The sequence below is a fragment of the Phormidium pseudopriestleyi FRX01 genome (genome assembly GCF_017313335.1).
Lineage (GTDB): Bacteria > Cyanobacteriota > Cyanobacteriia > Cyanobacteriales > Laspinemataceae > Laspinema > Laspinema pseudopriestleyi.
Map to the genome: position 1 here is coordinate 1 of NZ_JAFLQW010000013.1, position 11356 is coordinate 11356.

The following is an 11356-nucleotide window of genomic DNA, read 5'->3' on the forward strand; positions in this document are numbered from 1 at the left end:
TAAACGTAAAGTGAAAGTTCAAACTAGATTTGAGCGGACTTATTAGAGGCACAATGAGCAGCGCCCATTAGAATTAGGCTTTGGTCTAAGGCTATGCAAGAATCCCCGTGTCTTTAGACATCGGGAGTGTCAAAGATGAAACGAATTTTAGTGGTTGATGATGATAAAACTCTGCGAATGATGCTGAAACGTCATTTGGAAAAGCAGGGATTTGTAGTTGAGGAAGCAGATTCAGGAGTGGAAGCGTTAAACCTGTTCAAGCGGGATCCACCGGATTTGGTGGTATCAGACGTGATGATGCCTTTGATGGACGGATTTGAATTTTGTCGGCGTCTTCGCAAGAATCCCGCTGGGAAGTTGGTTCCGTTTATCTTCTTATCGAGTAAGGGAGAACTGGACGATCGCATAGAAGGTCATGCGATCGGGGCTGATGATTACTTGATTAAACCGTTTGAACCCTTAGAGTTGGTGGCAAAAATCGAGGCGCAATTAGAGCGATCGCGACGGATTCACGCCGAGATGATCCGGTTGATGCAGCAATTTACCCCGCAGACTTCGCCGTCTAGGACTGAGAAAGAGTCGGTGCAACCGATTCACGATCCGGCAGATGGGTGGCATCGTCATCGGGTTGAGTCCGAGAACTTGAACCCGATGCAGCCGGAACCGCTTCCCCTGACTCCTGCGGAAGCGCGAGTCTTTTGGGAAGTCATTCAAGGCCATCCGAATAAACAAATTGCAGCGCGGTTGGTGATTAGTCCCCGGACAGTTCAGACTCATCTGAGTCGAATTTTGAGTAAATTGGGATTAGAAAATCGCTCCCAACTGGTGCGCTTTGCTTTTGAACATGGATATCGACCGGGGAGTGAACATGAACCGAACTAGGTTTTGGGGGAACCCGATGGTATCAAATTTTTGCTGTTTGCTGTTTGAGAACAACCGATGATTCCTGGTCTTTACACGATTTCTAACTTGGTTGAGGCGATCGCCGCTCATCCCGAACAATGGCGGCCCTTGGTCTTTACCAATGGCTGTTTCGATCTGCTTCATGTGGGTCACGTTCGTTATCTCCAAACCGCCAAATCCTTGGGTCAGACTCTGGTGGTCGGTCTGAATAGCGATCGCTCGGTCCAAACCATCAAACCCATCCAACCCGGTCTGCCTGCGCGACCCATTATCCCAGAAATCCAACGGGCCGAAGTGCTTTGTGCCTTAAAACCCGTAGATGGTGTGATTATTTTTAACGAACCCACTGCCATTACCCTCCTAGAGGCCCTCAAGCCGGATATTTACGTTAAAGGTGGAGACTGGACTGTAGAGAGTCTACCGGAAGCCCCAACGGTGCAAGGCTATGGGGGCCGCATTGAACTTTGTAAAATTGAAGTTCCGACCTCCACTACTGGTATAATTCTTTCTATTCTCAAGCCCTAACCTGAACAGCACCCTAATGTTCAAGTCCATCAACGCGATCGGAAGTCGCTTGTCCTTAAAGGGGGCAGGGATGTCCTGCACTGTTTGAGCTAACCGGAGCAGTTTCTCTTGACTTCTATGTTTTTTTATGCGGATTAAAGAATTAATGGCCCAGGAAGTTACTGGTTAAAACCATTGAAGCCTCCTACTTTTAGATCCAGTAAAATACCTGTTTGTTAATTCGATATTCAACAATTATGTATGAGTGAACCAACAACGTCATCCCTATCGGAAACTTCCGTAAATCTAGCCGACCTGGAATCTCAATTAAAAACCGCATCCGAGAAAAATCAGCTTCAACTGATAGAACAGATTGCCGGAACTGGGGAAGCGGGCTTAATTATATTAAAGCAATTTTTGCAAGCGCGTCAGAATGGGCCAGTCAATTTCATTGATGGAAAAATCTATCAATTATTGCTGAAAACTGATTCTCCAGGGATTGCCGATTTTTTAAGAAACGCCTATCCGAATGGCTTGGTTTCCCTGCAATCAGTGCGCGGCATTGATTATTCCCAAGTGCAAGAACTACTGGCAAAACAGGATTATCAAGAGGCCGATCGCGTGAGTATGCAAAAACTGTGCGAACTGGCCGGACCCAAAGCAATGGAAAGAAAATGGCTGTATTTCACGGACATTGATAAATTTCCCCTGGAGGACCTGAAAACTCTAGATCAGCTTTGGCAGGTTTATTCCGAGGGGAAATTTGGCCTGTCTGTCCAGCGGGAAATTTGGCTGGGAGTCGGGAAAAATTGGGACAAACTCTGGCCTAAAATTGGCTGGAAAAGTGGCAATACCTGGACAAGATATCCAGGGGAATTTACCTGGGATTTAACGGCTCCCCGAGGTCATTTACCCCTGTCTAATCAATTGCGTGGCGTTCGAGTCATTGAAAAGTTGCTCACTCATCCAGCCTGGGGTTAGTCGGGCTAGAGGGAAAAATATAGCAAAAGCAAGGCGCTACCTCGGTCAGAATCGTCCTGAGTCATAGACTCGACGATCGCCGGATTTGACAGCAGAATGCTCCGGGAACCCAGGGAATTTTCCGGTGGAGAAACCGGGAAAATGATGGGAGTCATTGGATAATCCTAGAGGAGGTTGCTCCTTGATCCAGATTGTGGAGCAATAATACAGACGGAGCATTTTAGGGTTCCCTCTAGGCGATCGCCGGCCATAAACTAAAGCCCTGGCGAGGAAAAACCGGGGCTATAGTAGGGGCAGCTTAAATCCGAGGAAAACTTTCATTGTTGGGTTCCATTGGGTGTTGAATTTTATGAGAAATCTGTTTCCACCGATCTTCAGTTGGGGAGCCAATTTATCCCTGTATCAGTGGAGTAGCGCGAGTTACTTGCACCAGGCGATCGGTATTCTCGCCCCTCTACGTCGAGGCAGCTTCTTAATCCAGTGGGCTGACCCGATCGCCGCCTTGTTAGTGGGATTACTCTTTCTCCTGGGGCCTTTTGTTTCCACTGCCCTGATCGGCGTATTATTGGTCGCTTGCGGGGCCTACTGGGTCTTAGTCACCTTAGCCGATGATGACAAAAGTGGGTTTACCCCCGTTCACTTGCTGATTTTGCTCTATTGGGGGATCAGCACCGTCGCCACCGCCATGTCCCCGGTGAAAAAGGCCGCCTTTGTCGGCTGGACCAAACTCACCCTGTATTTACTCCTGTTTGCCCTCATGACTCGGGTCTTGCGATCGCCAAAATTACGCTCCTTTGTGATTGCCCTGTACCTGCACGCTGCCACCTTTGTCAGTATCTATGGCATCCGGCAATGGCGATTTGGCGCAACAGCCCTGGCAACTTGGACCGATCCTAACTCTCCAATGGCGAAAGTAACCCGGGTTTATAGTTACCTGGGCAATCCGAACCTCCTGGCTGCTTATCTCTTGCCTGCGGTATTCCTGGGGGTGGCCGCAATTTTTGCTTGGCGCGGGTGGGTCCCCAAAGCTTTAGCAGTGACCATGACCCTAGTCAACACCTTATGTCTGATCCTCACCTATAGTCGAGGCGGATGGATTGGCTTAGTCGTGGGTGGATTGACTCTGATTCTGCTGTTGGTCTATTGGTGGAGTGTCAAGCTACCAGAAGCATGGCGAAAATGGGCCATGCCCGTTGTCTTAGGAACAACCGTAGGGGTCATCCTCCTCGCCCTGCTGTTTGTGGAACCAGTGCGCGATCGGGCGGCCAGTATGTTAGTTGGACGCCAAGATAGTAGCAATAACTTCCGCATGAATGTCTGGGACGCGGTGTTTGAAATGATTCGCGATCGCCCGGTGATTGGGATCGGTCCGGGCAACACTGCATTTAACCAAATCTACCCACTCTATATGCGGCCCAAATATACCGCATTGAGCGCCTATTCCGTGCCGTTAGAAATCGCTGTAGAAACTGGATTCATTGGGTTGAGTGCCTTTTTAGGACTGATTTTCGTCCTCCTCAGCCAAGGAGTCCGGCAGATCCATCGCCGGAGAGACCAAGCCAGCCGTCAAGGGTATTGGCTAATTGCAGCGATCGCGATTATCCTAGGGATGATGGCCCACGGAGCCTTTGATACGGTCTGGTATCGACCCCAAGTCAATATGCTATGGTGGCTTGCGGTAGCTTTGGTTGCCAGCTACTACACCGTTCCCTACCCCCAGTCAACCTCGATTGAGGATCATCGATCAACAGATCAAGAGGAGCCGGGTAGGGTCCAATAGATTCTGAAAACCGCTCAAACTCGATTCCTCATCCAGGGCGCTCTATTGTTGTAAAGTTGATAAAAAATCTGGACGATTCAATAATGAGCGCCAATATTTTCTGGACATTTTGGGGAAAACTAAGACTTAGAACCGGCGATCGCATCTTCAAAACATGAAGTTGATACTACGGGATCCAGAGCCAACAGGTTCGCGATTCTGGATTTATTCAGTCTTCCATGCCATTGCCAATTCCAACAAATAATGAGGAATGAGGTATGAGACATCCGTTGTCGGATTCAATCAGCAGGGTGACAATAACTTTCAAAGAATTGGGTTAATGACAACATCCGTTTGTAGCAGCCTCGCAATTTTGGTAACACAAGTTCTGCCTCGTCGCTGTAACATCCAAGGAACAAATGTCCACTCACCTGGGCGTTTCCAGAGTTGTTATCACCGGGGCTTGCATCCTAAACGCTAAAAACTTCCTATGGTTAAGTCAGGTCAATCCTCCTTTCGCCGTATCCTGCTGTCGCGGATTTTACTCTTAAGCGTCCCTGTTTTGCTGTTAGGGGAGTATGTGACCTATCGCAAGGCACGCTCTAGTCTGCTCGAAACCGCTCGCCAAAACCTTACAGAAAGCGCCGTTCGTAAAGGGGATAGCATTAATGCATCCGTCGTATCCCTCCAAGCTAACCTACTCACCGCCAGTGAATCCGTCGTGCTGCACTCAGGTCCGGCGCAAGCTGTGCAAAATTATATCGAGCAACTCGCGCAACGATTACCCACCAAGGTCCAATGCGTTCAATTGACCGATGTGCAAACGACAGAAATCATCGCGAGTACCTGTGGGAATCAACCCCTGAGTCCTCAAATGTTGCAGATGTGGCAACAGCAAGGCAGTTTTGTCCCCGGGACTGGTTCCGAAGTTCATATCAAAACCGTTCTATCAGAAACCCCATCCGGTGAGTCGGCCCCAGTAGTTTCCAAAAATGACCCCAGCTATTTCGACCAACTCAAATTGGTTCTGAGCGCCCCAGTGTATTTGGATCAGAACAATCCATTGGCGGTCAATAATTCAGGGATTCCAGACTATGCCTTAACCATTCGATCCACTTTAGGGCAACGGGCCAGCGATCGCCTCATTGAACCTGGATCACTAACCGGCTACACCGTCGTCATTGACCAAGATGGCACCATTCTTGAACATGGAAACGACATCAATCGCGTTGGACGAAACATTCAGGACGAATTAGATGCCAAACGCCTAGAAAGTATTATTAGAAATGCCCTCCAAGACCGTCAGGACTTTTTCCATCTCTTTAATTTTGATCAAGCGGGCATCGAATTACTCTCGGGATATACTGCCATTCCTAGTCCTCTATCTACCGGGGAAGAACGCAAATGGGTGATCCTCGCTGTCACCCCCCTGGACAATGCTCTGGCTGGATTAAAAGAGATTCAAAACGTTCTATTCACCCTAATCTTAGGCTTATTAGCTGCCAATCTGCTGGCGACTCTCTACTTAACGCGGGATTTGGCTCTACCTATTGAGAAATTACAAGACTATGCCATGAACATTCAGTGCCGTGCTACCACGGAACGAGTTCCGCATAACTTTAACATTCGCGAGTTTAACCAGCTCGCTGAATCCCTCGACAGTATGGTAGAACGCTTGAAAGCTTGGGCAGAGGAGTTAGAAATCGCCTGGAAAGAAGCGAAAACCGCCAACCAACTGAAAAATGAATTTTTGGCGACTATTTCTCATGAGTTGAGAACCCCTCTCAATGCTATTCTCGGCTGCATTCGCTTAGTTAGAGATGATTGCTGTGATAACCGGGAGGAAGAAGTTGAGTTTCTTCAACGGGCCGATGATGCAGCTATTCATTTACTGAATATTATTAATGATATTCTCGATATTTCTAAAATTGAAGCCGGTACTCTCTCTGTGGTTATGGAGCAGGTTGATGTCAAACGCCTGATTAAAGAGGCGATCGACTTGCAGCAATCCGCAATTCAGCAGAAAGGTTTGCAGTTAGAATTTCAGGAAGATTCTCAATCCATTACCGTCGAAGCCGATCCCGCTAAACTGAAACAAGCACTTCTTAATTTGATGGGGAATGCGATTAAGTTTACGGACACCGGACGAATCACCATCTCAACTCGCATCGAAGGGTTAAGCGAGGGTCAGTCCTTTAATAAAGCCAATAGTGGGAATGGTTCCCTACAGCCTCATTTGGTGATTTCTGTCCAGGATACGGGAATTGGTATTGCACCGGATCAGCAGCAGAAACTCTTTCAACCTTTTGTCATGGTGGATGGCTCCAGAACTCGCCCCAAAGGGGGTACAGGTTTAGGTTTAGCAATCTCCCGCAATTTAATCGAACTGATGGGTGGGATAATTCGCTTAGACAGTAAGGGCATCGGTCAGGGAACAACCGTTGAGGTGGTTTTGCCGATCCTCAATTCCACTCCCTTTATTCCCGTAGCGTTGGAGTCGAAAACCCCCAAAGAACAAAATCGCTAAATTGTTCTAACCCTCCCTACAACTCCTTCACCATTTCTAATTATTTCCTCCAAGTTAGTAGTAACGACTTCAGTCGTTATCCTCCAAGTTCGTAATTCCAAGCAACTGTCACGGCTCATTCATCAGCAACAACAATCTATGGAGGTCAATTCCACCCCAAAAATCGAGTTTTATAACAGGATTAGGGAAGGAAATTTGTCCTAAAGCTGAACAGGTAGTCCCCCTTGTTGGATCGAGTGACTTAAAGCGGTGAGAATGGTGATTAATTCCGTGGCGATCGCCCCAGAAGATGAGTCGATTACCCCAGATTCTACCCCTTGTCCATTGCCGCGCACCAACTCCAAAAAGCGATCGCAAACCCGCCCTAAAGGTTCAGCTTTTTCTAACCTCACCACTTCCCGGTTTTGATTTGTAGGAATCCAGCGATCGCCCTCTGCTTCTAAACAACCCTGTTGAATCACCAAAGGCGCATCCCCAGACATTTCATCAAAAATCAAGGTTCCTTGACTCCCCACCACCGCCAAGCGTCTCTGTTTATCTGGATTCAACCAGCACAAATGAATAAACGCCTGAAATCCACTCGGATAAGTCAGCGTTGCCATCACGAAATCCGATAACCCCTCGGGAAACAGCTTCGAGTCACCTCCCTCAACGGGATTCGGTTGCAACCACACTCGCCCAGTCCCTTGGACTTGAATCGGATATTCTCCCAACCAACTATTAAAAATAGCAATATCATGAATTGCCAAATCCCACAGGGCATCCACATCTGGGCGTACCGGACCCAAATGAGTGCGTGTGGCATATCCGTAGCGCAATTCCCCCAGTCGTCCCCCTTGCACCACTTCAGTTCCGGCAATCACTGCCGGATGAAACAAATAGGTATGATCCACCAACATCTGAAGCTGACGTTGTTTTGCCCGTTCATATAATTCCCGAGATTCTGCGGGGTCAAGAGTTAGGGGTTTTTCCGCTAAGATGTGATAATTCTGCTCGATCGCATCACAGATTAAGGCATAGTGAGTAGCAGCAGGAGTCGCCACTGCCACCGCTTCGAGTCCGGGTAACTGTTTGATGTCCTGCCAATCCGTTGCCAGAATCACACTTTCATCTAAATTAAATTGCGATCGCGCCGAGTTCAATCGCTCTACATGAGGGTCAACCACCGCCATCACTCGCGCTTGGGGATGGTTTAAAAAATTTCGGATCAAATGGACACCCCAACGACCCGCCCCGAGAATTGCAATCCCAACTGGATTTGACATTTTTTGATAGTGATAATTTGATATTGATATAGCCCTTGAAGGACTCGCCCTCACCCCAAACCCCTCTCCCTCTTTGGGAGAGGGGTTTGGGGTGAGGGCGAGTCCGTATATTCATGAGAACTGCTATAAATCGTGATTACTGAGCGATATCCAACTCTCGCAGGGCAAAAAATGCCACCTTTGCTGCGGCTTGTTCCGCCGCTTTTTTACTGCGTCCAGTGCCATTGCCTTTGAGTTTTCCCAATAGCCACACCTCCGCCGTAAAGCGATCAGGATGGTAATGTTCCCGATGGGTTTCAAAGACCCGATATTCTGGTAAAATTTTATAGCGAACTTGGGTCAATTCTTGCAACGCATCTTTATAGTTGTGACGCGCTGGATCTTTGCGAATTTCTTCCGATCGCTGTTTGAATTCCGGGTCTAACCAAGGACGAATTAAATCCAAATTGTGGGTACTTAAATACAGGGCGGCTAAAATCGCTTCAAAGGCATCGGCTAACCGAGATTCCTTGCCAGTAATATCTCCAGCAGCACTGGCGGAAACGAGCAGATAGCGCTCCAGTCCGTACCCTTCTGCGATCTCTGCTAAGGTGCGATCGCTCACCAAAACCGAACGAATCGTCGCCAACTCCCCCACCTTTTCCTGGGGATACAGTTCCATTAACAATTCCGCCGCCGCTAACCGAACAACCGCATCTCCGGTAAACTCTAACTGTTCATAGTTCGCTTCCCCAGAAACACTCGGATGAGTCAACGCCAACTGTAACAAGTCCCAACGGATTGAGATGCCGTCAGAAAGCCCTAATTTTTGTAGCAGTTTCTGTAACTCGCGTTGTCGTTGAGGATAAAGAAGAGTCATAAGAATGTTGAAAAATTAAAAATTAACCTTAAAATTGATGAGAGTTTAGCCTTTAACCAGTTGAATTTTAACGTTAAAATTTAACCCTTTCAGCAATCGAATTGGGAATTTACAATTAGCATAAAAATTGGAAAGGGAGAGAGTCGGACATAAGCCGGGTTCTGTTCCACTCATGACAATTGCCATGAATGGGGCAGTTATCTATCTGGGACCTCTGTTACCAGAAGCCTCTAGCGGTTCTTTTTAAGCGGAACGGGTAAAAGACCAACCCTTGTCCCTATGACCTTGCTCCCAACCGGGGTTTACCGAGCCAGAGCCTCTCGACCCTGCTGGTGCGCTCTTACCACACCTTTGCACCCTTACCTGTGAGCGATCGCCCAAGCCGACAATCCCTCCATCGGCGGTATCTTTCTGTGGCACTATCCTCACGGTCACCCGCACTGGGCGTTACCCAGCAAGTCTGGTCTTTCGGGAGCCCGGACTTTCCTCAGATTCGTGAGAATCCGCAACTGCCTGCGCCAACTCTCTACCCAATTCTGATTATAATCGATAGACTGCCACAATCTGACACAGTTGAGTGGTCGGATGGGAACTGTAGAGTTGATTCGCGAATCAACCCTACAGTTATAGGTTACGCTTAAAATAATGAGTAAGTCCTTACGAAAATACTCCCTTAAAAATCTCGACGCTTATTCCAGGGGATATTAACAACCCAGGGCAAAACCGACGCCTGAAACCGACAATTCACCAGATAAAGCGGAAGATTTCCCAGATTATGTTCTCCCATACCAAAGCGTAGAGCAAACTGGATAGTGAACGTCAAACAGGGAAGTTCCGCCTTGGGTGAAACCTGTTTTCTCGGGTTCGGTTTGAGGGAGGCAAGGTTCAGCATGACGCGATCGGGTTTTAAGGGTCCGATTTCCCCCTCTCGTTTTAAGGCTGATTCTGCCGTAAATACTTCTTGGAGAGTTTTTCCGGGTGCAATCACGCTAAAAACTTGAGCGGGTAACAAATCAAATGTCATCCCCGGTGGGAGTCGAACCAGGCGTTGTTCGCGACCCTGAGCATCAATCAGAGCACTATAATCCCAATCAATATAAAGGGTTTGATTTGGGGATTGATTTTGCACACTCACCTCAATCACCCGAAACTGGTCTAAATCATATTGGGGGGCGAGAAAGAATTTGAATCGAACTCGGTTTTCTAAGTTTTGGGTTTCTAGTTGATTTTTGAGAAAATTTTCATCTAACTTAATGAGAACTTTCTCCGCCAATAAAGAAGAAAAAGCTCGTAATAAAACAGCACTCACGCAGATTAGATAAACGGCGATTACAATCCAATCCAGTCCAGTCATCAGGGGTTAGAGCAAAGGGAATGGGGCGACGCTCATAGCATAGCCTATAGATTGCCTGTCGCCCATGAAAAAGCGTTAAAAAGACTCGCGGGGTTCATACTGACGACAGGTTTCACAAGGTCCTTCGGGATTGAGGGCGCAACGTAGATAGCCCGATCGCGCATTGTAACGACAATTGATATCCCCAGTCACATCCCCGATGCCTTCGACATAATGGCGATCGCCGGGAATCGGAGGGGGAGAAGGAATTCTCATAAGGGGAATCTCTCGGGCCGCTTGCAAGCGAGTTCGCGCCCGATCTTCTGCTTTGCGCATCGCGAACACAGAGAGTAACGGAGGCGTTATCCCAACCAAAAAAATGATAAGTGTCTCTAACATGGCGGATGACTCGAACTGAACTCCTTAAAATCGGCAGGTTAATCTCAGGTAAACTGACCTCCACCGACCTCCACCGGGAAACCCGACTCAGATTGCAGGGGAGTTGTTAGGCGGTGAGTTCCACAGCAGATTGAAAGAAATCCCGTTCGCATAACATGGCATAACGATAAGTGGAATGGGTTAGGGGTGTTGAGGCAGCATAGCGATCGAGCAGATGTTCTAACTGTCCCGACAACTGTTCAAATTCTTCCCCAATATAGGTCCGAATCCAGTCAGCATAGTCGTGATTGGGAATCCCATTTTTTCCCAATTGCTGCCCTAAAAAAGCGTAAAGACGCATACAAGGAGCCATTGCCACCGCCGTTAACCCAACATCGTGACTCCAAGCGGTTGCGAGTAAAAAGTCCGTGTAACGACGAGTTGCCGGAGTCGGTTTCACCGCTAAAAAATCAATCCCCCAGGTTTTTGCATAACCTTGATGCAAGCGCAGTTCTTCTAAGACGCCACTAGCTAGGGCATGGAAGATTTCAAACGCTTGCCAGTCAGGAGTTTTGGCCGCCGCAATGCTATAAGCGCGGGCAAAGGATTCCAGGAAAAAGGCATCCTGTCCCACATAATGAGCAAATTGATATCGCGGCAAGCTACCATTGCCAATGCCTTGGACAAAGGGATGTTGTAGGCAATCCTGGGCTAAGTCTTGATTCGCTTTCCACAATTCATGAGATAGGGTCATATTTTGGAGAGTTTGATAGGTGTTGACTGGATTGATGTTTAGGACGATGAAGTTAAGAGAATGATTGAAGTCGTTACTACAAACTTAAGAGAA

The 11356-nt window shown here is 47.9% G+C and carries 11 protein-coding genes and 1 other RNA gene; 5 read left to right on the forward strand and 7 right to left on the reverse strand.

The window, feature by feature from the left end:
- The first annotated feature begins 135 nt into the window (after nucleotides 1-135).
- The 3 genes from J0895_RS00420 to J0895_RS00430 all read left to right on the forward strand — a co-directional run bounded on the left by J0895_RS00420 (nucleotide 136) and on the right by J0895_RS00430 (nucleotide 2388).
- Nucleotides 136-882 carry a response regulator transcription factor gene (locus tag J0895_RS00420; protein ID WP_207086176.1) on the forward strand — a complete coding sequence of 249 codons (747 nt, stop codon included), beginning with the start codon at nucleotides 136-138 and terminating at the stop codon, nucleotides 880-882.
- A 57-nt stretch (nucleotides 883-939) separates the two neighbouring features.
- Complete coding sequence (locus J0895_RS00425; protein WP_207086177.1) at nucleotides 940-1428, forward strand: adenylyltransferase/cytidyltransferase family protein; 489 nt, start codon at nucleotides 940-942, stop codon at nucleotides 1426-1428.
- 240 nt (nucleotides 1429-1668) lie between these two features.
- On the forward strand, nucleotides 1669-2388 hold the full coding sequence (locus J0895_RS00430; RefSeq protein WP_207086178.1) for a GUN4 domain-containing protein: 720 nt from the start codon (nucleotides 1669-1671) through the stop codon (nucleotides 2386-2388).
- A gap of 5 nt (nucleotides 2389-2393) precedes the next feature.
- Here J0895_RS00430 and J0895_RS00435 read toward each other — a convergent pair whose 3' ends face one another.
- Complete coding sequence (locus J0895_RS00435; RefSeq protein ID WP_207086179.1) at nucleotides 2394-2543, reverse strand: hypothetical protein; 150 nt, start codon at nucleotides 2541-2543, stop codon at nucleotides 2394-2396.
- Between the two features lie 194 nt (nucleotides 2544-2737).
- Between J0895_RS00435 and J0895_RS00440 the strand changes: the two genes are divergently transcribed.
- Together J0895_RS00440 and J0895_RS00445 are read left to right on the forward strand one after the other, a co-directional pair.
- Nucleotides 2738-4168, forward strand: a complete 1431-nt coding sequence (locus J0895_RS00440; protein ID WP_207086180.1) for an IctB family putative bicarbonate transporter — start codon at nucleotides 2738-2740, stop codon at nucleotides 4166-4168.
- Between the two features lie 469 nt (nucleotides 4169-4637).
- Nucleotides 4638-6674 carry a sensor histidine kinase gene (locus tag J0895_RS00445; protein ID WP_207086181.1) on the forward strand — a complete coding sequence of 679 codons (2037 nt, stop codon included), beginning with the start codon at nucleotides 4638-4640 and terminating at the stop codon, nucleotides 6672-6674.
- 200 nt (nucleotides 6675-6874) lie between these two features.
- Here J0895_RS00445 and J0895_RS00450 read toward each other — a convergent pair whose 3' ends face one another.
- The 6 genes from J0895_RS00450 to J0895_RS00475 all read right to left on the reverse strand — a co-directional run bounded on the left by J0895_RS00450 (nucleotide 6875) and on the right by J0895_RS00475 (nucleotide 11263).
- Entirely contained in the window at nucleotides 6875-7939 is a 1065-nt protein-coding gene (locus J0895_RS00450; protein WP_207086182.1) for a Gfo/Idh/MocA family protein, read from the reverse strand.
- A 136-nt stretch (nucleotides 7940-8075) separates the two neighbouring features.
- Nucleotides 8076-8798, reverse strand: a complete 723-nt coding sequence (rnc, locus tag J0895_RS00455) for a ribonuclease III (RefSeq protein WP_207086183.1) — start codon at nucleotides 8796-8798, stop codon at nucleotides 8076-8078.
- Between the two features lie 135 nt (nucleotides 8799-8933).
- An RNA gene (gene rnpB / locus J0895_RS00460) (RNase P RNA component class A) lies at nucleotides 8934-9324 on the reverse strand.
- A 147-nt stretch (nucleotides 9325-9471) separates the two neighbouring features.
- Nucleotides 9472-10152 (reverse strand): hypothetical protein, encoded by a 681-nt coding sequence (locus J0895_RS00465; RefSeq protein ID WP_207086184.1) that lies wholly within the window; start codon nucleotides 10150-10152, stop codon nucleotides 9472-9474.
- 75 nt (nucleotides 10153-10227) lie between these two features.
- Nucleotides 10228-10530, reverse strand: a complete 303-nt coding sequence (locus tag J0895_RS00470) for a DUF6464 family protein (RefSeq protein WP_207086185.1) — start codon at nucleotides 10528-10530, stop codon at nucleotides 10228-10230.
- Nucleotides 10531-10636: 106 nt separating this feature from the next.
- Nucleotides 10637-11263, reverse strand: coding sequence for a TenA family protein (locus J0895_RS00475; RefSeq protein WP_207086186.1), 627 nt, complete (start codon nucleotides 11261-11263; stop codon nucleotides 10637-10639).
- Nucleotides 11264-11356 lie beyond the last annotated feature (93 nt).